This window comes from Bradyrhizobium barranii subsp. apii (assembly GCF_011516635.5).
In the GTDB taxonomy this organism is placed as follows: domain Bacteria; phylum Pseudomonadota; class Alphaproteobacteria; order Rhizobiales; family Xanthobacteraceae; genus Bradyrhizobium; species Bradyrhizobium barranii.
Window position 1 is genome coordinate 7,303,088 of record NZ_CP096255.1, and the last position, 20,864, is coordinate 7,323,951.

Consider the following 20,864-nt stretch of genomic DNA (forward strand, 5'->3'; position numbering starts at 1 on the left):
TGCCGCACCCTAGAGCCGGGTTGCGGCGCGGCAAGCGAGCAATTCGTCACATGCGAGCAGGGCTTTTCGCAGCAATGCTGCTATGTCCCGTCGCCTCTGCCGCGCCCGCAGCCGCGCAATCCAAGGTCAATATCGAACAAAACTTTGCCGATTCGCTCACCACACTGCCGAAGGAGGAACTCGCCGTCTCCGGCGGGTTCTATGTGCCCGCCTATTCCAGCGTCGCGATGAGCCAGGGCAAACTACGTGTCGACTTCTCGGTGACGCTGAGCGTTCACAACGCCTCCGAGACCCAGCCGCTGGTGGTCAAACGCATCGCCTATTTCGACACCGCAGGCAAGCAGGTCGAGACCTACCTGAAGGGTCAGGTGGCGCTGAAGCCTCTGGCCACCGTCTCGATCTTCATTCCGACCGACGACGTGCGCGGCGGGACCGGGGCCAACTTCCTCGTCGACTGGGCCGCAACAGGCGAGATCGCCGAGCCCGTGGTCGAAGCCTTGATGGTTGGCGGCGTCGCCAATGCGCATTACGCTTTCATCAGCCAAGGTCGTCCGACGAGGACGGCCGGCAAGAAGTAAGGCAGGCCCGCGCAAGGCCGGCCGCTCAACAAGAACAAAACGAGGAACGCTCCCATGACGTCCAGCTTCGATTTCGCGCCCCTGTTTCCCGCAGGGCTGCCGGCCCCTTCCGCGCGCTGGACGGGCCTCGCCAAGTACAGTTTCGTCGGCGGCAACAACGACTCCGAGCAGTTGCCGCTCGAAGGCCTGATCGAGGCGACCAATTCCGCCCTGCAAAAGGAAGGTCGCTCGCTTGCCACTTACGGGCTGGCGCACGGGCCGCAGGGCTACCTGCCCTTGCGCAAATTCCTGGTGACAAAACTGAAGCGCGACGCCGGCATCAACTGCACTGTCGACGATCTCCTGATCGTCTCCGGCTCGCTCCAGGCACTCGACCTCGTCAACGCGACGCTGCTGACGCGCGGCGATACCGTGATCTTCGAGCAGGACAGCTATCAGGGCTCGTTGACCCGCTTGGCGCGGCTCGGGGTCAACGTCGTCGGCATCCCCCTCGACAAGGACGGCATGCGTATGGATGTGCTGGCCTCGACGCTGGCGGATCTCAAGGGCCGCGGCATCCGGCCGAAATACATCTACACTATCCCGACCGTGCAGAACCCGACCGGCAGCATCATGCCGGAGAGCCGCCGCACCGAACTGGTGCGGCTCGCGGCCGAATATGGCGTGCCCATCTTCGAGGACGATTGCTATGCCGACCTCGTCTGGTCGGGGCAGCGACCGCAGGCGATCCACGCGATGAGCCCGAACGGCGGCGTGATCCATATCGGCTCGTTCTCGAAATCGATCGCACCGGCGCTGCGCGTCGGCTTCATCGTCGCGCCCTGGGATGTGATGTCGCGGATGCTGGCGCTGAAGACGGATGCAGGCTCCGGCGCGCTGGAGCAGATGGTGCTGGCCGCCTATTGCAAGCCGCATTTCTCAACCCACGTGCCGGCGCTGACGAAGGCGCTGCGCACCAAGCTCGATACGCTGATGGAGGCGCTGAACGAGCAGTTCGGGACGGCGGCCGAGTTCGAGGAGCCCAAGGGCGGCATCTTCCTGTGGGTGAAGCTGCCCGACCAGGTCGATACGCTGAAACTCTATCAGGCCGCGCTCGCCGCCGGCGTGTCGATCAATCCGGGCCCGGAATGGTCGACCAACAAGCCCCATTCCAGCTCGCGGCTCAGGCTGTGCTTTGCGAGCCCCTCGCATCAGCAGATCCGTGAGGGCGTCGCCGTGCTGGCCGAGGTCTGCCGCAAGGAGTTCGGCGTACCGGCCCGCAGCGCCAACGTGGAGAAGCGGGCCTAAGGCTCGCTCTAGGCCACCTGAGGCTGGCTGCCGTGGATCGCGGAGGCCAGCCGCAGCAGCAGCACGATCGAGACGTTGCCCTTGCCGGCCTCGATCTGGGCGATGTAGCGCTCGGAAATCCCGGAGCGGCGTGCCAGCTCCCGGCGCGACAGCTCGCACCGCGCCCGCGAGGACCTCAAGCGCTCGCCCAGCTCGGCCAGGAACGCGGTCTCGGAATAAGGCGGCACGGCACAGCTCCCCGGCAGTACCTCGCCCGCGAAATCCACGACTTGATTCAGCATCGGTCTCACCAACTTCGCCTTCGGGAGCGCCATCCTACCCTTGATACGACCGGCCTCATTGACGCGGATCAAATTCGCGCGCGATTGCCAGCTCGCGTGGACGATCGCGCGCGGGATGCTACACTTGGATTTGTTCGAGGCGGGGTTTTTCAGGACATGACGCGTTGTCTAGGCTGCTGGATCGCGGCGGCGATGCTGTGGATTGCGTTCACGCCAGCGGCCGGCGCCGAGACGCTTGCGGCGACGGTCGAGCAATGGGGCCTGCTGGGCTCGTGGGCAGTCGATTGCGCGGCCCGGCCGGACCGCGACAAGGGCTCGCTGTTGACTTACGAGATCAGGAAGGACGGCCGGGTGATGTACCGGCGCGATTTCGGCGAGGCCAGGGACGAGAACGAAGTGGTGTCCGCCACGGTCGAAGCCGAGGGCCTGCTCAATGTGATGGTTTACTTCCCCTCGCTGCACCAGGCGCGTGAATTCGGGCTGCTGCTGGCGAAGGATGGCAGCCTGCGCGCGATCTACAATCGCAGCGAGCGCGGTGTGTACACGATCAGGGACGGCAAATACGTCGCGACAGGCGCGCCGACACCTTCACAGCAACGCTGCGATTGAGCATCACGTTTGAGCATGATCGCTCGGAGAGCCGCTTCGCACTTTTCCGAATCGTGCTCTGTCTGAACATCCATTCAGAATTCTCTTCCAGTTCCTCCGGAACGTTCGCACACATGCGCCGTTCTCATGTGCATTGCATTGGAGGAGGACATCTTGAAGAAGCTTGGTTATGTGGTTGCGGCTCTCGGCGCGCTCGCGATCGTTGCACCGACGATGGCGAATGCCGAAACGGTGGTGATCAAGAACGGCTACCATCATGGCTACGGCGCCCGCGCCGAAATGCGCGAGCATCGCGACCACGGCTGGCATCGCGGCTGGCACCATCGCGACCGGGTCGTCGTGGTCAAGCGCGGTCACCATCACCATTGGGATTGATGCGTAGCACATCATGGAAATGGCCCCTCGCGGGGCCATTTCTTTGCGCTCTTTCTTCCTTCCCCCCTTGTGGGAGAAGGTGGCGCGAAGCGCCGGATGAGGGGTTGCTTCAGCGCATTCAATGAGAATTGGACTCGCGGATGGAGACCCCTCGCCCGTCTCGCCGCTGCGCGGCGAGCCACCCTCTCCCGCAAGGGGAGAGGGTAAGGGCGGTGCGTTCAGCGTCGAGTTTTAATCCCACACCGGCGCAAAGCCTGGATTGACGCAACGCCCGTCCTTGGGCAACGCCGCGATCTTCTTGCGGTCGGCATCGTCGAGCGTGATCTTCAGCGCATCGAGATTGGCCTGCTGGCTTTCGCGGCGCGAGGCCTTCGGGATCGCAGCGACACCGTTCTGGTCGAGCAGCCACTTGAGCGCGACCTGCGCGGCGGTCGCGTTGTGCCTGGCGCCGATCTCGGCCAGCGCCGGATCTGACGCGATGCGTCCTTGCGCCAGCGGGCAATAGGCGACCAGCGGGATCGATTTGGCGTTGAGATAGGCCAGCACCTTCGATTGATCGAGCATGGCGTGATATTCGATCTGGTTGCAGGCGATCGGCGCCTTGATGTCCTCGACCGCGATCTTGAGCAGCGCGGTGGTGAAATTGGCAACGCCGATCGCTCGCGTACGCCCCTCCTCCTTCAGCTTCATCAGGGTCTCGAACACCGCGCCCCAGTTCGCGGATTTCGACGGCCAGTGCACGAGGTAGAGATCGACGTGGTCGAGCCGGAGCTTGGTCAGACTGGCGTCGAAGGCGCGGCGGATCGCATCGGGGCTGAGATTCTCGTGCCAGACCTTGGTCGTGACATGCAGCTCGCCGCGCGGCAGCCGGGCCGCGGCGAGCGCGGCACCGATCGGCTCTTCATTGGCGTACATCTCGGCGGTGTCGATGTGGCGGTAGCCGAGCGACAGCGCGCTCTCGACCGCCGCGCGGCAGGCATCGCCCTGCATGCGGAAGGTGCCAAGGCCGAGCTTGGGCATGCTGATGCCCTGTGTCTTCAGATGATCCATGGGTCAACTCCTGACATATTTCAGCCGCCGAACACGCGGTGGGGCCGCAAGGGCAGACTCTTCGGTGATGGAAAAGAGGTGGCGGGAATAGAGACTATAGCGCAGGAGACGCGAGGCGGCCAATCAAGATCGGGTTAGTGCTGGGATGCGCGATCCGTCCCCCATCGTCATGCCCGGGCATAGCCGTCCGAAGGACGGCGTCGCTTCCGCTCGCCTATGCCCGGGCATCGACGTTCTCAGGGCCGAGCAGCAAGGCGTGGATGGCCGGGTCAAGCCCGGCCATGACAACGGAGAGAGTTGCCCACTCACGAATGCTGCGCGACCACGGCCGGGCGCGCCTGCGGCTGCGGCACGATGTCGACCGACCAGAGGTCGCGGTTGTCGACGTCTTTCAGGGTCACGGTCATCACGCCGCTCGCACCGTCGATATCGACCCTGCCGAAGAACTGCAGGCCGAAGCACGGCGCGAGATTCTCCCCCTGCGCCTCGCTGCAGCCGTTCTGGTACATCGCGACCGGGCCAAACGTATTGTCGAGCTCGCCCGGCCCCCAGGTGCCGGCATGGAGGGGTCCGGAGACGAACTCCCAGAACGGCTCAAAATCCTGGAATTGCGCCCTGTTCGGATCGTAATAATGCGCGGCGGTGTAGTGCATGTCGGCGGTGAGCCAGACGATGTTGCGGATGCCGGCGCGCTTGATGGAGCTGAGGAGATCGGCGATTTCGTGCTCACGCCGATCGGGTGCTCCGTTGCCGAGCGCGACGGCATCGAGACTGACGAGGCCGATCGGCAGGTCGGCCGCGATCACCTTCCAGGTCGCACGCGACGCGGCGAGCTCCCGCTTCAGCCATGCGAGCTGCTCGGCACCGAGGATCCAGCCGCGATGGTCCTCGCCCTTGTTCCAGCTGTCGTCACGGTAGCTGCGCATGTCGATCATGAAGACGTCGAGCAGCGGACCGTAAGCGATCTTGCGATAGACCCGGCCCTGTCGCGTGCCGATGTCGCGGATCGGCATGAAATCGAAGAAGGCACGGCGGGCGCGCGCGACCAGGCGCGGCGTGCCGTCGTCCTCATAGCCGGCGGCGTCATAGCTGCCGGTCGGCGACCAGTCGTTGGTGACCTCGTGGTCGTCCCACTGTGCGAACATCGGCACCTCCGCGTGGAAGGCGCGAAAATGCTCATCGAGATGGTTGTATTTGTAGTTGCCGCGGAATTGCGCCAGCGTGTGCGCGGCCTCGGCTTTGTCCTCGGTCACCAGATTGCGCCAGGTCTCGCCGTTCGGCAGCTTCTGCTCAGAAGGAATCGTGCAGTCGGCGTAGATGTGATCGCCGGAGTGGATGAAGAAGTCCGGGCGGTTCTCCAACATGGTGCGATAGCTGCGATAGCCGCCGCGCGAGATGTCGATGCCCCAGCCCTGCCCCGCGACGTCGCCCGACCACACGAACGAGATCGACTGCCCCGCGGCCGGCGCGGTGCGGAAACGGCCGACGCGACTTTCGCCGGCAATGCCGGTGGCGATGTCGTGGAAACGCACGCGATAGAACATGTCCTGCCCGGACGGCAGATCGTTCAACAGCAGTTTTGCGGTGAAGTCGGCATCGGGCAGCGCGTCGCGCGAAGCTGACGCTATGATCGTCTTGAAGCTCTCGACGGTCGCGCATTCCACCTGCATCCGCGCGGGCCGGTCTGCGCGCGCCCAGATCACGGCGGAGCCATCCGAGACATCGCCGGACTGAATGCCGCCTGCGATTTGCGGGCGATCGGCGGCGCGGCTGACGGATGGCTTTGCGACTGTGCCGAGCGCGGCAACGGCGAGGCTTGAAGTCGAGCGGACCAGGAACTGCCGCCGGGTCCATGCGCGCGAGGCGCGGAGCGTTGCCATTCAGGAAACCTTCGTCGAATCACGACGGAAGGTGCCTGCGCTCCTTGACTCCTATCCTGACGGTTTCTTGACTCCGCGCCTACGGTTTTACGACGCCCGGATGACGCGAGAGATCCGGCTAGTGCTTCCAGTTGCAAATGCCGCCGGTGCGGCACGGCCAGGTCTGGATGCGGGTGTCCATCGCCTGCGCGTCCAGCGGATTGCCGTGACGATGTGCAAGCTTGGTGCGCGCTGCGCCGCGTGGCTGGACGCTCTTGGCATGAGCAACCTTCGGTTCGGCCACGTGCACGCGCCGGGCGGCAACTTTCTTCGGCACGTCGATGGGTTCGGCCCGCGCCTGCGCCTCGTTGCCTCCCTTCGCCTCCAACGCAACCGGGGCGAACTGCGTCTCGGGCCCGAGCCGCTTCGGAGACAGCACCGCCTTGGAGAGATCGAGACCGAGATATTCGTCAGGCTTGTAGTCGTCAGCGCGCGCAATGCCGCCCCATGCGAGCACGAGGGCAACGGCAACTGCAAATGGAACGCTCTTCAGGACCACGGACGCCTCCTGAAATTGCTTATTTCAAGGGGTAATTTACTCCTATTTAGGAGGCGTCACGCGCAATTCCAGCGGCCAAGTGCCGCCGTGGTTAAGAAGTTTGGCGGTGTCAGGCGACCTTTCGCGCGGCACCCGTCCCGTCCAGGAACCCCATCAGGCGGCAGCGGATGATCTCTTCCGCCTCATCCATGATGCGATCGACGAGTTCCTTGCAGGAGGGGATGTCGTGGATCAGCCCTGCGACCATGCCGCAGCTCCAGGCACCCGCGTCCATCTGGCCGTCCAGCATGATCTTCGGATAGACGCCCGCGACCTGGTCGTGGATATCGTCGATGCTCAGCTTGGCGCCCTTCTCGCGCTCGATCTCGAGCAGACGATCGACGTTGGCGTTCTTCAGCACGCGCTCGGTGTTGCGCAGAGCACGCATGATCAGGCGGGTGTCGAGCTCGGTTGCCGCAACAAGCGCGTTCTTCACGTTCTGATGCACCGGTGCTTCCTTGGTGGCGATGAAGCGCGTGCCCATGTTCATGCCGGCCGCGCCCAGCGACAGCGCCGCGACGAGGCTGCGCCCGTCAGCCATGCCGCCGGAGGCCACGAACGGAATCTTCAGTTCCTCCGCCGCGCGCGGCAGCAGGATCATGTTGGGAATGTCGTCCTCGCCGGGATGGCCGCCGCACTCAAAGCCGTCGACGCTGACGGCGTCGCAGCCGATGCGCTCGGCCTTCAGGGAGTGGCGCACGGACGTGCATTTGTGGATCACCTTGATGCCGGCGGCCTTCAGCGCAGGCATGTATTGCTCTGGACTGCGCCCCGCCGTCTCCACCGCCTTGATGCCACCTTCGACGATGGCCGCGATGTACTCCGGATAAGGCGGCGCCGAGAAGGTCGGCAGGAAGGTGAGGTTCACGCCGAACGGCTTGTCCGTCATGTCGCGGCAGCGCGCGATTTCCTTCGCGAGCAATTCCGGCGTCTTCTGCGTGAGGCCCGTGATGATGCCGAGCCCGCCGGCATTGGAGACGGCAGCGGCGAGTTCGGCAAAGCCGACGAAATGCATTCCACCCTGGATGATCGGGTGCTCGATGCCGAACAGTTCGGTGATCGCGGTCTTCACGTAGGGGCCTCCCGGATTTCAGTTTGTATTGAGATCAGTCTAGCCGCAGTCTTGCTCCGCGGTCACCATTTCTCTCCGAAGGGACGGATCTCCATCTCGAAGGTCCAGGCGCTCTTCGGCTGCTGATAGAGCTGCCAATAGGCATCCGCGACAGATGACGGCGGCATCAGCAGATCGGGATTATCAAGCGCATTCGCCCCGAGCGCTTCGAGCCGGCGCTGCCGCACCCACTCGGTGTCGACGCCGGAATCGATGATGAGATGGGCGACGTGGATGTTGTTCGGCCCGAGCTCGCGCGCCATCGCCTGCGCCACCGCGCGCAGTCCGAATTTTGCGCTGGCAAAGGCAGCAAAGCCGCTGCCGCCGCGCAGGCTCGCCGTCGCGCCGGTGAAGAAGATGTTGCCGCCACCACGCGGCAGCATCAGCCGTGCCGCTTCGCGGCCGGCGAGGAAGCCGGAATAGCAGGCCATCTCCCACACTTTCCGGAACACGCGCTCGGTGGTGTCGAGGATCGGGAAATTGACGTTGGCGCCGACGTTGAAGATGCAGACTTCGAGCGGCGCGTGCTGGTCGGCGTCATTGAGGAAGGAGATGACCTCCTCCTCTTTGCGTGCATCGAGCGAGCGCGCGTGAATCTCGCCGCCGGCGGCCTCGATGTCCTTCACCAGCGGCGCCAGCTTGTCGCCGTTGCGGCGGCCAGCGAAGACCGTGAAACCTTCCGCGGAAAATTTCTTGGCGATCTCGGAGCCGATGAAATCGCCGGCCCCGATCACGGCGGCTGTCGCGTTTCGCTTGGGCAAGGTCACCTCCTCCGGTGAGAACGGTATGTGATTGGGCCGGAGGCTATAGTTCTAAAATAGAACTGTCAAACTACGGGGGTGAATGGTAACCTGCAGCGAAAATAGCGCTGATCATTCAAGTCAGTTCCTTTTTCTGACTTACTACCCTTTGCGGAGATCGCTACATGAAGTGGGACACGCTGGATGAAGAGCCCTGCTCGCTCTCCCGCACCGTCGCCGTGGTCGGCGACCGCTGGACGCTGCTGATCCTGCGCGAATGTTTTTTACGCGTGCGCCGGTTCGAGGCGTTTCAGTCCTCGCTCCAGATCACGCGGCACCTGCTCTCGGAGCGTCTGAAGAAGCTGGTGCGGTTCGGCATCCTGCGCCGCGTCCCCTATTCCGAGGCGCCCAAGCGCTACGAATACATCCTGACGCAGAAGGGCCTCGACCTCTACCCGATCATCATGGCGATGGTGCATTGGGGCGACACCCACATGGGCGACGAGCGCGGCCGCCCGCTGCTGCACCAGCACAAGACTTGCGGCAAGGAGTTCGACCCCGTGATGGTCTGCTCGGAATGCGGTGAGCCGCTGCATGCGAAACAGGTGCATGTGCATGCGGGGCCGGGGCGGAAGGAAGCGGTGGGGTAGAGTGGCGCCAAGCAAAAGGTGTCGTGCCCCGGCTCGACCGGGGCATCCAGTCGGTGGGCCGTTCCTTGCTCATGGGAGCTCGCTTTCCATGGGAGCCTACGCGAAGGGAACGCCGTAATACGAGTTGATGCCGCGGACTGCCGCGTCGTCACCCCAGTTCCAGTCGCTTCGTTCGTCGTATTTCGGCGCGCCTTCGAGCGTCTTGGCGGTAATCCCGGTGACATAGCCGCCGAGCTCCGTATCGTATTTCAGCGACTGCCAAGGCAGCGGATAGTGGTCGTTGCCGAGGCCCAGGAAACCGCCGAAGCCGAGCACGACGTAGGAGACCTTTCCGCTGACCTTGTCGATCATCACGCGTTCGATCGAACCGATCTTGTTGCGATCGGCGCCATAGACCGATGTTCCCTCGACCTTGTCGCTGCCGATCAACCTGCCCATCTCGCTGCGGTCCAACTCGCCTTGTTTCAGCATTCCAATTCTCCACTCGGCCAACGTGTGGACCAACCGGGTCGGCGAGCGAACGTTCCGGCGCATGTTCTGGTGGTCGCGTCAGACACGGAGCACGGTCGCCAGGGGCGATCAGCGAGCGGCCGCGGCCTCCGGTAGCATCAGGAAATCATGCATCGCGGCAGCTGTCTGAAGCTGATCGATGCGCGCCATAACAGAATCGCGCTGCTGTCCATCCGGCAAGCCCGACAGTTCGTGCTCGAGCCGCAGCTGCTCTGCCTTGAGACGTTGTTCGAACGTGTGGGGCTCAGATCGTCTTCGCATCTTCCGTCCTCGGTGGTTGCAGCCCCGAGCTGTTGGCCCAGCGCTCGACTTGCTCGATGACCTTCTGATGGCTCGGACGCACCGGCTTGGGCGGCTCGGGCTCTTCGGAAAGCTTGCGGGGTAACCTGACTTCCTCCGCCATGGCCTGTTCTCCCTCTCTTCTGAAAGAATGCGCCACTGCCAGAGTTGTTTCAATACTAACTTATTGATTTTACTGAATATTTTTACTCATCTGGCGATTTTTCCGACTCTTGTGGAACTCGCGCCAAACTCGTTCGTTGAGCAAACTACTCAACTTACTCACTTTGCGTGATCGACCATGAATGACCTTCGCGCCGAGCGCCTCCAGGTCATGCTCTCACCGGAAGAGCTGGCCGCCGTCGATGATTTCCGATTCAAGCACCGCATGCCGACACGCGCTGCGGCGGTCCGCGAGCTCCTCAAATTCGGGCTCGCAGCCGCGGGCATCGAGACGAGCATCGACCCGTCAGCAGGCATCAAATCAAGCGAGTTTGGTGTCTTTGGTCGCGGTCCCGAAGGACACGCGCCCGCGAAGCCCGAGGGCGACACCGAGGATTGAGTCTCCCCCAAGCAAAACGACCCCGGCACAGTGGGGTGCCAGGGCCGTCCTTGGAGATTGCTTCCGGCGCACCGGGGGCATGACAGCCGGAAGCAATCCGTCGACTCGTCGCGAAAGGATTCGTTCCTCGCGAGAACTAGCCGGTTGGCGCGTCGCCGGAATCGTCCGGCATCACGCCGGAGCCGGGTGTCTTGGTGTTTTCGTTGAGCTTGGGATCGCGCGTCGCTTCGCGTGACGGCGAGTCCTTCGAATCCGTCTTGTGCACGGCTTGCGCGCGCTGCTTGTCGCGCGGTTGATCTTCCGCCCGCTTGTCCTTGACGATGCCGTGGTCGGAATGCGCCATGATGTCCTCTCGCTTCTCCAGATGTCCTGAAGCGCTTACGCGCCGGCACAACGAATGTTCCAGCGCGCGAGGCCCGCAGCGCTAACTATGCGTGGCGTGGATCGCCGCCGATGCATTCTCCAGATGCACCTGCCGCACAGTCGTCACCGTCGCGAACGCGACCGAGACGCCAAAGGCGAGAATGAGCGAAAGAAGAGCCAGACGTGGAGCCATCGCAAAACCTCCTTCTGGAATCAAAATCAACGCGATCGACCGTTCGTGGATGATCCTGGATTGGTTGCTTGCATTCCGTGAGCAGTCTCACATGCAGATTCACAAAGATGAGAGCGCTTACGCATCCTGCGTTCGAAGGACGCGGACCTTTACGGGCGGGATTTCACCGTCCAGCCAGTCCTGCTCGTTCGCCAATGCCGTCCAGGCATCCGCCATGCGCAAATAACGCTTGTGCGTGGGCTGCCCTTCCGCGCGCTCGGCGAGTTGAAGGCAGTTGTCGGCGTTATCCCTGAAGATGTCAGACTGTTTCATAGAGAAGATGTGGGAACGGAACTCTCGCTCCGCAATCGCCCTTACCGGATCGTAACGCGAGGGGAACTTCGCACGCCATCGGTCATTGGAGATGCATGAGGATACTCGTCGCGATATTTCTGGCCTTCGTCAGCACCTCGGCGTTCGCCGACAATATCGGCGAGCGAACGGCCGGCGACCACGTGCCGACCGCAACCGATGTCATCACCGGCCTCTACACGTTCAGCCGTTTCCAGCAGGGCTTGCTGGAGAGCACCGACCTGAAAGGCAATGCGGAGGTGAAAAATCTCGCGGCCCTGCGCGCCGAGGAGGCAGGCAAGCGCGACAAGACCCTGAAGCAGATTCAGGACGCGATCGGTGCCGAGCCGCACGCTGGCAAGACGACGTCAGTGAGCGCAAGCCTCGTCGAGCCCGAAAATGCGGATGGACCAACTTACGTCAGAAGCTTCTATGCCGCGCAAATCCCCGAATACGAATCCGTCATCAGCCTGCTCGAGCGCTATCTGAAAGCGCCCGACAATCCTGCGCTCACCGCCTTCGCGCGCGAGCAATTGCCGATGCTGCGTACGCAGGTGAAAGATGCGGAGCGCACCATGGCGGACAAATAGCAGCCCTATTTGTCTTCCGGATGATGCTGCTGGCTCTCTGGCCGCTGGTCGCGGTCCCCGTGGTCAGCGAATCAGCGCGTGACGTGGCGGAGCTTGCGGCAGGGTCGCCAGTCACAGCCCCGCGCCCGCTGGGCGCGCCAGCCCCCTCGCCTAGGACGGCTCGGAGCTCTGGTGCAGTGGCCGGCCGGCTTTTTCCTGAACGGGATGGAACCATCGTCACTCCTCACCGTTATTTCGGCCGGGCTGAGCACGGCAGGTTCCAATTCCAAGCGCCGCAACGTTGGCGCTTGATTCGAATTTGGCTGACGCTCTATTTTGACAACTGCGTCACGCCTTGGATTCGGCCGACGCCGCAGGGGAATCAGTATGAGCGACCTCGATCCCGGAACTGCATCACGCTCCGGTCGTCGCGTCCCAAAGCCAAAAACCAACGGTATGTCGGACCCGGATTCGCGGCCGGAATTGCTGCTCGCCTTGCAGGCCATGCGCAGCGGCGATTTTTCGGTGCGGATGAGCGGGGACTATCTCGGCATCGACGGCAAGATCGCCGACACTTTTAATGAAATCATCGCTGCCAACCAGCGCATGGCGCAGCAGCTCGAGCTGGTCGGTCAGGTCGTGGGGCGCGAGGGCAAGACCCGCCAGCGCGTGAAGTTCGGCCTCGCCAGCGGCTCCTGGGCCGACATGGAAGGCTCCGTCAACACGCTGATCGACGACCTCCTGTGGCCGACGCGCGAAGTGACGCGCGCGGTCGCCGCGGTGGCGCAAGGCGATCTGCTCCAGACCGTCAAGCTGGACGTCGACGGCCGCCCGCTGCGCGGCGAATTCCTGCAGTCGGCGACCATCGTCAACACCATGATCAAGCAGCTCGGCGTGTTCACCTCCGAGGTGACGCGCGTGGCGCGCGAGGTCGGCACCGAAGGCAAGCTCGGCGGCCAGGCCCAGGTGCCTGAGGTGACCGGCGTCTGGAAGGATCTGACCGAGAGCGTCAACTCGATGGCGAACAACCTGACCAACCAGGTTCGCAACATCGCCGAGGTCACGATCGCTGTCGCCAACGGCGACTTGTCCAAGAAGATCACCGTCGACGTGCGCGGCGAGATCCTTCAGCTCAAGGAAGCCATCAACACGATGGTGGACCAGCTCCGCTCCTTCGCCTCCGAAGTGACGCGCGTGGCGCGCGAGGTCGGCACCGACGGCAAGCTCGGCGGCCAGGCGATCGTGCCCGGCGTCGCCGGCACCTGGAAGGACCTGACCGACTCCGTGAACGCGATGTGCGGCAACCTCACCGCCCAGGTCCGCAACATCGCCAACGTGACGACCGCCGTGGCGCGCGGCGACCTGTCGCGAAAGATCACGGTGGACGTGCGCGGCGAGATCCTGGAGCTGAAGGACACCATCAACACCATGGTGGACCAGCTCAACTCTTTCGCCTCGGAAGTGACCCGCGTGGCGCGCGAGGTCGGCACCGAAGGCAAGCTCGGCGGCCAGGCCCAGGTGCCCGGTGTCGCCGGCACCTGGAAGGACCTCACCGACAACGTCAACTTCATGGCGTCGAACCTGACCGCGCAGGTCCGCAACATCGCCGACGTCGCGACCGCGATCGCAGGCGGCGACCTGTCGAAGAAGATCACGGTGAACGTCTCGGGCGAGATCCTTCAGCTGAAGGAAACGCTCAACACCTGCGTGGACCAGCTCAATGCCTTCGCCGGCGAAGTCACGCGCGTCGCGCGCGAGGTCGGCACCGAGGGACGGCTCGGCGGCCAGGCCAACGTGCTCGGCGTCGCCGGCACCTGGAAGGACCTGACGGAAAGCGTCAACTCGATGGCGTCGAACCTGACCGCACAGGTCCGCAACATCGCCGAGGTGACGACGGCAGTCGCCGGCGGCGACTTGTCGAAGAAGATCACCGTGGACACGCGCGGCGAAATTCTGGAGCTGAAGGACACCATCAACACCATGGTGGACCAGCTCAACGCCTTCGCCGGCGAAGTCACGCGCGTCGCGCGCGAGGTCGGCACCGAAGGCAAGCTCGGCGGTCAGGCCGTCGTGCGCGGCGTCGGCGGCACCTGGAAAGACCTGACCGATTCCGTCAACTCGATGGCCTCGAACCTCACCGGCCAGGTCCGCAACATCGCCGAAGTCGCAACCGCGGTCGCCAAGGGCGACCTGTCCAAGAAGATCACCGTGATCGTGTCGGGCGAAATCCTTCAATTGAAGGAAACGCTCAACACCATGGTAGACCAGCTCAACGCCTTCGCCGGCGAAGTCACGCGCGTGGCGCGCGAGGTCGGCACCGACGGCAAGCTCGGCGGCCAGGCCGACGTGCCCGGCGTTGCCGGCACCTGGAAGGACTTGACCGACTCCGTGAACTCGATGGCGGGCAACCTCACCGCGCAGGTTCGTAACATCGCCGAGGTCGCGACCGCCATCGCCGGCGGTGATCTGTCACGCAAGATCACGGTGGACGTCCGCGGCGAGATCCTTCAGCTCAAGGACACGCTGAACACGATGGTCGACCAGCTCAACCGCTTCGCGGGCGAGGTGACGCGCGTGGCGCGCGAGGTCGGCACCGAAGGCCGCCTCGGCGGCCAGGCCAACGTGCCCGGCGTCGCCGGCACCTGGAAGGATTTGACCGACAGCGTGAACTCGATGGCGGGCAACCTCACCGCCCAGGTCCGCAACATCGCCGAAGTCACCACCGCCGTGGCGCGCGGCGACTTGTCCCGCAAGATCACCGTGGACGTGAAGGGCGAAATTCTCGAGCTCAAGAACACCATCAACACCATGGTCGATCAGCTCAACGCCTTCGCCGGCGAGGTCACGCGCGTGGCCCGCGAGGTCGGCACCGAAGGCAAGCTCGGCGGTCAGGCCGAGGTGTCCGGCGTCGCCGGCACCTGGAAGGACCTCACTGACAACGTCAACTTCATGGCCTCCAACCTGACGGCCCAGGTCCGCAACATCGCCGAGGTCGCGACCGCGATCGCCGGCGGCGACCTGTCGAAGAAGATCACGGTGGACGTGCGCGGCGAGATCTTGCTGCTCAAGGACACCCTGAACACGATGGTGGAGCAGCTCCGCTCCTTCGCCGCCGAAGTGACCCGCGTCGCGCGCGAGGTCGGCACCGAGGGCCGGCTCGGCGGTCAGGCCGTCGTGCCCGGCGTCGGCGGTACCTGGAAGGATCTCACCGACAACGTCAATTTGCTGGCCGCGAACCTCACGACGCAGGTCCGCAACATCGCCGAAGTCACGACCGCGGTCGCGCGCGGCGACTTGTCCCGCAAGATTACCGTGGACGTGAAAGGCGAGATCCTCGAGCTGAAGAACACCATCAACACCATGGTGGACCAGCTCAACGCGTTTGCCGGCGAAGTCACCCGCGTCGCGCGTGAAGTCGGCACTGAAGGCGAACTCGGCGGCCAGGCCCAGGTGCCCGGTGTGGCCGGCACCTGGAAGGACCTCACCGACACCGTCAACTTCATGGCGGCGAACCTGACCGAGCAGGTCCGCGGCATCGTCAAGGTGGTGACCGCGGTTGCGAACGGTGATTTGAAACAAAATCTCACCGTGAAATCCAAGGGCGAGGTCGCGGCGCTCGCCGACACCATCAACAACATGACCGAGACGCTCGCGACCTTCGCCGACCAGGTGACGTCGGTTGCGCGCGAGGTCGGCGTCGAGGGACGGCTCGGCGGCCAGGCCGACGTGCCCGGTGCCGCCGGCACCTGGAAGGACCTCACCGGCAACGTCAACCTGCTCGCGGCCAACCTCACCTCGCAGGTGCGCGCGATCGCGGAAGTCGCGACCGCCGTGACCAAGGGCGACCTGACACGGTCGATCCAGGTCGACGCCCGCGGCGAAGTCGCCGAGCTGAAAGACAACATCAACACCATGATCACGAACCTCCGTCTCACGACGGACGTGAACACCGAGCAGGACTGGCTGAAGACCAACCTCGCCAAATTCACCAACATGCTCCAGGGCCAGCGCGATCTCACCACGGTCGGCCGGCTGCTGCTGACCGAATTGTCGCCCCTGGTGAACGCCCATACCGGCGTGATCTACCAGGTAGAGAACGAGGATAGTCCGCGGCTCCTGCTGCTCGCCTCCTATGCCGGCGACGGCGTCTATCCCTATCAGCGCGTGCTCCCGCTCGGCGACGGCCTGATCGGCCAATGCGCCCTCGACAGACGGCCGCGCGTCATCGCCGACATTCCACCCGACGTGGTGCCGATCAACTCGGCGCTGTTCCGCGTCGCGCCAAAGAACCTCGTCGTGCTGCCGGTGCTGTTCGAAGGCCAGGTCAAGGCGGTGATCGAGCTCGCCTCGCTGACCTCGTTCACGACCTCGCAGATGACATTCCTCGAGCAGCTTACCGACTCCATCGGCATCGTGCTCAACTCGATCGAGGCGACGATGCAGACCGAGGGCCTGCTCAAGCAGTCGCAGCAGCTCGCCGGCGAGCTTCAGACCCAGCAGCGCGAATTGCAGCAGACCAACGACCAGCTCGAGCAGAAGGCGCAGCAGCTCGCCGAGCGCAACGTCGAGGTCGAGCGCAAGAACCAGGAAATCGAGCAGGCCCGCCGCGCACTGGAGGAAAAGGCGACCGAGCTCGCGCTGACCTCGAAGTACAAGTCCGAATTCCTCGCCAATATGAGCCACGAGCTGCGCACACCGCTGAACTCGATCCTGATCCTGGGACAGCAGCTCACCGACAATCCGGATGGCAACCTCTCGGCCAAGCAGGTCGAGTTCGCCCGCACCATCCATGGCGCCGGCACCGACCTGCTCAACCTCATCAGCGACATCCTGGATCTCTCCAAGATCGAATCCGGCACAGTGACGGTCGACGCCGAGGAGATTCTGACTGCGAACCTGCTCGAGACCGTCGGGCGGCCGTTCCGGCACGAGGCGGAAAACCGCAACCTGTCGTTCAAGATCGACGTCGACCCGAACCTGGCCCGCAGCATCGTCACCGACTCCAAACGCCTGCAGCAGGTCCTCAAGAACCTGCTTTCCAACGCCTTCAAATTCACCGCCGAAGGCGAGGTGCGCCTGAAGGTCGTCGCCGCGGTCGGCGGCTGGGGCACGGATCATCCGGTGCTGAACTCCGCGCCGGCGGTGATCGCGTTCGAAGTGACGGACACCGGCATCGGCATTCCCCTGGAGAAGCAGAAGCTGATCTTCGAGGCGTTCCAGCAGGCGGACGCCGGCACCAGCCGCAAATATGGCGGCACCGGCCTCGGACTTGCGATCAGCCGCGAGCTCGCGAGCCTGCTCGGCGGCGAGATCCATCTGCGCAGCGCGCCCGGCAAGGGCTCGTCCTTCACGCTCTATCTGCCGCTGAAATATTCCGGCCCGACGCTCGCGCCGCGTGCGCCCGCACCGCAGCAGTACAGTCAGCCACCGGCGTTGCAAGCGGCTGCACCCGAACAGCAGCGCGTCATCGAGCAGATTGCCGACGACCGGCTCAATCTCGAGCCCGGTGACACCATCCTGCTCATCGTCGAGGACGATCCGCATTATGCGCGCGTGCTGGTCGATCTCGCCCGCGACAAGGGCTTCAAGGTTCTGGTCGCCGCGCGCGGCGCGGAGGCGCTAGAGCTTGCGAAGCAGTACCAGCCGCGGGCCGTTTCGCTCGACGTGTTCCTGCCTGATATGCTGGGCTGGACGGTGCTGAGCCAGCTCAAGCACAATCCGCTGACCCGCCACATCCCCGTGCAGATCATCACGCTCGACGAGGACCGGCAACATGCGCTGGCCCGCGGCGCCTTCTCCTTCGTCAACAAGCCGACCACGACCGAGGGCGTCTCAGCCGCGCTGACGCAGATCAAGGAATATGCACGGCCGCGGCGCAAGCGGCTCCTGATCGTCGAGGACAACGAGGCCGAGCAGCTCTCGATCCGCGAGCTGCTGCATCACGACGACATCGAGATCGTGACGACGGATACCGGCGCAGGCGCGCTCTCGACGCTGCGCGAGGCGCCCTGCGATTGCGTGGTGCTCGACCTGCGGCTGCCCGACATGAGCGGCTTCGAGGTGCTGGACCAGATCCGCAACGACGAGAGCCTGTCGAACGTTCCGGTGGTGGTCTTCACCGGCCGCGAGCTCTCGGCGGAGGAAGATGCGGAACTCCACACCATGGCGCGCAGCATCGTGGTCAAGGGCGTGGAATCGCCGGAGCGCCTGCTCGACGAGACCGCCTTGTTCCTGCATCGCGTGATCACGGAACTGCCGGTCGAGAAGCAGCGCATGCTGGAGAAGCTGAACAGTTCCGACGAAGACCTGATCGGCAAGACCGCCCTGCTCGTCGACGACGACGCCCGCAACATCTTCGCGCTGTCGAGCGTCTTGGAACGGCGGGGCATGAAGGTGCTGACGGCCACGACCGGCCGCGAGGCGGTGACGCTGGTCGGATCCAATCCGGAGATCGCCATCGTGCTGATGGACATCATGATGCCGCAGATGGATGGCTATCAGACCATCGGCGTCATTCGCGAAAATCCGGCCTTCGCCCGCCTTCCGATCATCGCGCTGACAGCCAAGGCGATGAAGGGCGACCGTGAGAAATGCCTGGAAGCAGGCGCGTCCGACTACCTCGCCAAACCCGTCAACACCGATCAATTGCTGCTTGCAATCCGCATGTGGCTGCACCGCTGAGTTTGGATCCGCGAATGGACCACGAAAAGGTCAACATCCTCCTCGTCGACGATCAGCCGGCCAAGCTGCTCGCCTACGAGGTGATCCTGAAGGAACTCGGCGAGAACCTCGTGATCGCATCATCGGGCCGCGAGGCGCTGGAGGTGCTGCTCAAGACCGAGATCGCGGTGATCCTGGTCGACGTCTGCATGCCCGAGCTCGACGGATTCGAGCTGGCCGCGATGATCCGGGAGCATCCGCGCTTCCAGAAGACCGCGATGATCTTCATCTCCGCGATCCAGGTGAGCGACATCGACCGGTTGCGCGGCTACGAGATGGGCGCGGTCGATTACGTGCCGGTGCCTGTGGTGCCGGAGGTGCTGCGCGCCAAGATCAAGGTGTTTGCCGAACTCTACCGCAAGACGCGCGAGCTCGAACGGCTGAACCGGGAGCTCGAGGACCGCGTTCGCGCACGCACGTCCGAGCTGGAGAATTCCACCGCGAAGCTGCGCGAGAGCGAGGAGCGGCGCAGCATGGCGATCGCCGCCGGCAAGATGGGATCCTGGGACTGGGACTGGGTCAACGGCGACTGGATGTGGGACGAAGGCCAGTACCGCATCTTCGGCGTGACGCCGGAGACCTTCAATGTCACCTCGGCCAACATCCAGGCGCTGCTGTACCCTGATGACGTCGACCAGTTCAGCCAGGCGATTGCCGCGTTCAATACCGGCGCGCACGCCTATGAAGGCGAGTTTCGCGTAAGCCGGCCCGATGGCGAGGTGCGCTGGTGCGTCGGCACGGCGGCCGCGACGGTGGACCAGGGCGGCCGCGTGGTGCGCGTGAGCGGCGTCACCGTGGACATCACCGAACGCAAACGCGCGGAAGAGAGACAAAACCTGCTCGCGCGCGAGGTGGATCATCGCGCCAAGAACGCGCTGGCGCTGGCGCAATCGATCGTGCGCCTCACCCGCGCCGACGAGGTCAAGGCTTACGTCAACGCCGTCGAGGGGCGCATCAACGCGCTGGCGCGTGTGCACACGATCCTGTCGCTGTCGAGCTGGCAGGGCGCCGAACTCTCGAGGCTGATCGACGAGGAGCTCGCGCCCTACTCGCTCGGCGGCCAGATCAAGCTGGCCGGTCCGGAAGTTCAGCTGGCGCCGGCAACAGCGCAGACGCTGGCGCTGGCGTTGCATGAGCTCTTCACCAACTCGGCGAAATACGGCGCGCTCTCGACGCGGTCGGGGCGGCTCGCGATCGGCTGGCAGGTCGAGGACGACCACCTGACACTGACCTGGGACGAAACCGGCGGTCCGCTGGTGAGGACGCCGAAATCCCGTGGCTTCGGCACGCGGAGCCTGCTTGCCAGTGTGGAATCGCAACTCGGCGGACAGGCGGAATTCAACTGGCGTGCCGAAGGCCTGTTGTGCCGCCTTGAGGTGCCGCTGACGCGGAAGACCGTAGCGCCGTCGGCCGCGAGCAAGTTCGACGCGGCTCCGTCCGAACCCCTTCAGCGGGCTTCAGGCTAGAGCGTTTGCGAGCGAAGTGGGCCCCGGTTCGCGCGGAAAGAGAAGAATCTGAAGCTTCGGCCCTGATTCACTCAGAACCGATCATGCTCTAGCGCGTCGCGGCGACCCTCATGCGCTGCATCGCCTGCGGTTCGTCAGCGACACGTCCTTCCAGCCAGGCTTCCGTTTGCGAAAGCTCGCGTAGCGCCCGCGCGTAACGGCGGGCTGCGCTCCGCTCGGCGCCGCGCGGCAGCCTGCGCGCCTTGCGCAGCATGTCCGCAGCCGCATTGCGATAGGCCAGCGAGCGATAGAGAAAGACGACCTTACCCATATCGAAGGTTCCCGTGTTGATGGCATTCATCCTCGCAAGACCGCCATGAACGTCGGATGAAGCGGGGAATGACAAAATCGTCATGACAATGGAACCCGCAATCGTCGCATGCGTTTTATGCCACACCGCGAGGCGGTTCCATGCGCGGGAAAAAGTCGCCGAGCCTCATCTCTCCGACCGGCGTCATCAAGCTGATGACGCATGCGATGATGGGCGCAGCCCTCGGCCTTGTCTTCGGTCTCGCCCTCGTCCTGTTCAATCCGGCCGTCGCAAATCTGCTGAGCCACAGCGGACATTCGGGCGCCATGGTCTTCATCATCACACTGGTGACGACGTTCGCGATCGGCGCGACGCTCACGGGCCTCGTGTTCATCCTCGCCGAGGACAAGGAATTTTGAAGCGCTCGTGACGCGCAGCGGGCGCT

The 20,864-nt window shown here is 64.1% G+C and carries 23 protein-coding genes; 10 read left to right on the forward strand and 13 right to left on the reverse strand.

Annotation, left to right across the window (positions count from 1 at the left end; translation table 11 throughout):
- Positions 1-50: 50 nt before the first annotated feature.
- Positions 51-578, forward strand: a complete 528-nt coding sequence (locus HAP41_RS35050; RefSeq protein WP_166087532.1) for a DUF3124 domain-containing protein — start codon at positions 51-53, stop codon at positions 576-578.
- A 54-nt stretch (positions 579-632) separates the two neighbouring features.
- Positions 633-1,865, forward strand: a complete 1,233-nt coding sequence (locus tag HAP41_RS35055) for an aminotransferase-like domain-containing protein (RefSeq protein ID WP_166087527.1) — start codon at positions 633-635, stop codon at positions 1,863-1,865.
- An 8-nt stretch (positions 1,866-1,873) separates the two neighbouring features.
- On the opposite strand, the gene HAP41_RS35060 is transcribed toward HAP41_RS35055, so the two are convergent.
- The gene (locus tag HAP41_RS35060; protein WP_014497240.1) at positions 1,874-2,146 is read right to left on the reverse strand and encodes a helix-turn-helix domain-containing protein; all 273 of its coding nucleotides are present in this window, start codon (positions 2,144-2,146) and stop codon (positions 1,874-1,876) included.
- Positions 2,147-2,302: 156 nt separating this feature from the next.
- On the opposite strand from HAP41_RS35060, the gene HAP41_RS35065 reads away from it, so the two are divergent.
- On the forward strand, positions 2,303-2,755 hold the full coding sequence (locus HAP41_RS35065) for a hypothetical protein (RefSeq protein WP_085401302.1): 453 nt from the start codon (positions 2,303-2,305) through the stop codon (positions 2,753-2,755).
- A 153-nt stretch (positions 2,756-2,908) separates the two neighbouring features.
- Positions 2,909-3,130, forward strand: a complete 222-nt coding sequence (locus HAP41_RS35070) for a hypothetical protein (RefSeq protein WP_028158085.1) — start codon at positions 2,909-2,911, stop codon at positions 3,128-3,130.
- 231 nt (positions 3,131-3,361) lie between these two features.
- Here the strand turns inward: HAP41_RS35070 and HAP41_RS35075 are convergent, their stop codons facing one another.
- The 5 genes from HAP41_RS35075 to HAP41_RS35095 form a co-directional block, all read right to left on the reverse strand.
- Positions 3,362-4,180: an aldo/keto reductase gene (locus HAP41_RS35075; RefSeq protein WP_166087508.1), complete on the reverse strand. Its 819-nt coding sequence runs from the start codon at positions 4,178-4,180 to the stop codon at positions 3,362-3,364.
- A gap of 305 nt (positions 4,181-4,485) precedes the next feature.
- On the reverse strand, positions 4,486-6,060 hold the full coding sequence (locus HAP41_RS35080; RefSeq protein WP_166087499.1) for an alkaline phosphatase D family protein: 1,575 nt from the start codon (positions 6,058-6,060) through the stop codon (positions 4,486-4,488).
- Between the two features lie 118 nt (positions 6,061-6,178).
- A complete protein-coding gene (locus tag HAP41_RS35085; protein ID WP_166087491.1) occupies positions 6,179-6,598 on the reverse strand; it encodes a hypothetical protein in 420 nt (139 codons plus the stop codon).
- 109 nt (positions 6,599-6,707) lie between these two features.
- Positions 6,708-7,709, reverse strand: coding sequence for an NAD(P)H-dependent flavin oxidoreductase (locus tag HAP41_RS35090; RefSeq protein WP_166087484.1), 1,002 nt, complete (start codon positions 7,707-7,709; stop codon positions 6,708-6,710).
- A gap of 62 nt (positions 7,710-7,771) precedes the next feature.
- Complete coding sequence (locus HAP41_RS35095) at positions 7,772-8,509, reverse strand: SDR family oxidoreductase (protein ID WP_063986596.1); 738 nt, start codon at positions 8,507-8,509, stop codon at positions 7,772-7,774.
- Positions 8,510-8,673: 164 nt separating this feature from the next.
- Between HAP41_RS35095 and HAP41_RS35100 the strand changes: the two genes are divergently transcribed.
- Positions 8,674-9,138 (forward strand): winged helix-turn-helix transcriptional regulator, encoded by a 465-nt coding sequence (locus tag HAP41_RS35100; RefSeq protein ID WP_014497248.1) that lies wholly within the window; start codon positions 8,674-8,676, stop codon positions 9,136-9,138.
- A gap of 96 nt (positions 9,139-9,234) precedes the next feature.
- Here the strand turns inward: HAP41_RS35100 and HAP41_RS35105 are convergent, their stop codons facing one another.
- The 3 genes from HAP41_RS35105 to HAP41_RS35115 all read right to left on the reverse strand — a co-directional run bounded on the left by HAP41_RS35105 (position 9,235) and on the right by HAP41_RS35115 (position 10,051).
- Positions 9,235-9,609, reverse strand: a complete 375-nt coding sequence (locus HAP41_RS35105) for a PRC-barrel domain-containing protein (protein ID WP_166087466.1) — start codon at positions 9,607-9,609, stop codon at positions 9,235-9,237.
- 108 nt (positions 9,610-9,717) lie between these two features.
- Positions 9,718-9,909, reverse strand: a complete 192-nt coding sequence (locus tag HAP41_RS35110; RefSeq protein ID WP_071916075.1) for a hypothetical protein — start codon at positions 9,907-9,909, stop codon at positions 9,718-9,720.
- Complete coding sequence (locus HAP41_RS35115) at positions 9,893-10,051, reverse strand: hypothetical protein (protein ID WP_166087455.1); 159 nt, start codon at positions 10,049-10,051, stop codon at positions 9,893-9,895. Before HAP41_RS35115 ends, HAP41_RS35110 begins: the two co-directional genes overlap by 17 nt.
- Positions 10,052-10,228: 177 nt before the next feature.
- On the opposite strand from HAP41_RS35115, the gene HAP41_RS35120 reads away from it, so the two are divergent.
- Positions 10,229-10,489 carry a hypothetical protein gene (locus HAP41_RS35120; RefSeq protein ID WP_028148230.1) on the forward strand — a complete coding sequence of 87 codons (261 nt, stop codon included), beginning with the start codon at positions 10,229-10,231 and terminating at the stop codon, positions 10,487-10,489.
- A 136-nt stretch (positions 10,490-10,625) separates the two neighbouring features.
- On the opposite strand, the gene HAP41_RS35125 is transcribed toward HAP41_RS35120, so the two are convergent.
- The 3 genes from HAP41_RS35125 to HAP41_RS35130 form a co-directional block, all read right to left on the reverse strand.
- Positions 10,626-10,832, reverse strand: coding sequence for a hypothetical protein (locus tag HAP41_RS35125; RefSeq protein WP_166087444.1), 207 nt, complete (start codon positions 10,830-10,832; stop codon positions 10,626-10,628).
- An 81-nt stretch (positions 10,833-10,913) separates the two neighbouring features.
- The gene (locus tag HAP41_RS50145; RefSeq protein ID WP_256376429.1) at positions 10,914-11,045 is read right to left on the reverse strand and encodes a hypothetical protein; all 132 of its coding nucleotides are present in this window, start codon (positions 11,043-11,045) and stop codon (positions 10,914-10,916) included.
- Between the two features lie 117 nt (positions 11,046-11,162).
- Complete coding sequence (locus HAP41_RS35130; protein ID WP_063984949.1) at positions 11,163-11,357, reverse strand: hypothetical protein; 195 nt, start codon at positions 11,355-11,357, stop codon at positions 11,163-11,165.
- 95 nt (positions 11,358-11,452) lie between these two features.
- On the opposite strand from HAP41_RS35130, the gene HAP41_RS35135 reads away from it, so the two are divergent.
- The 3 genes from HAP41_RS35135 to HAP41_RS35145 all read left to right on the forward strand — a co-directional run bounded on the left by HAP41_RS35135 (position 11,453) and on the right by HAP41_RS35145 (position 20,130).
- Positions 11,453-11,965: a DUF4142 domain-containing protein gene (locus HAP41_RS35135; protein WP_166087435.1), complete on the forward strand. Its 513-nt coding sequence runs from the start codon at positions 11,453-11,455 to the stop codon at positions 11,963-11,965.
- A 366-nt stretch (positions 11,966-12,331) separates the two neighbouring features.
- Positions 12,332-18,625, forward strand: coding sequence for a HAMP domain-containing protein (locus HAP41_RS35140; RefSeq protein WP_166087425.1), 6,294 nt, complete (start codon positions 12,332-12,334; stop codon positions 18,623-18,625).
- A 14-nt stretch (positions 18,626-18,639) separates the two neighbouring features.
- The gene (locus HAP41_RS35145; RefSeq protein ID WP_166087420.1) at positions 18,640-20,130 is read left to right on the forward strand and encodes an HWE histidine kinase domain-containing protein; all 1,491 of its coding nucleotides are present in this window, start codon (positions 18,640-18,642) and stop codon (positions 20,128-20,130) included.
- Between the two features lie 88 nt (positions 20,131-20,218).
- Here HAP41_RS35145 and HAP41_RS35150 read toward each other — a convergent pair whose 3' ends face one another.
- Positions 20,219-20,440 carry a hypothetical protein gene (locus HAP41_RS35150; RefSeq protein ID WP_166105592.1) on the reverse strand — a complete coding sequence of 74 codons (222 nt, stop codon included), beginning with the start codon at positions 20,438-20,440 and terminating at the stop codon, positions 20,219-20,221.
- A gap of 140 nt (positions 20,441-20,580) precedes the next feature.
- On the opposite strand from HAP41_RS35150, the gene HAP41_RS35155 reads away from it, so the two are divergent.
- Positions 20,581-20,838, forward strand: coding sequence for a hypothetical protein (locus HAP41_RS35155; protein WP_166087407.1), 258 nt, complete (start codon positions 20,581-20,583; stop codon positions 20,836-20,838).
- Positions 20,839-20,864 lie beyond the last annotated feature (26 nt).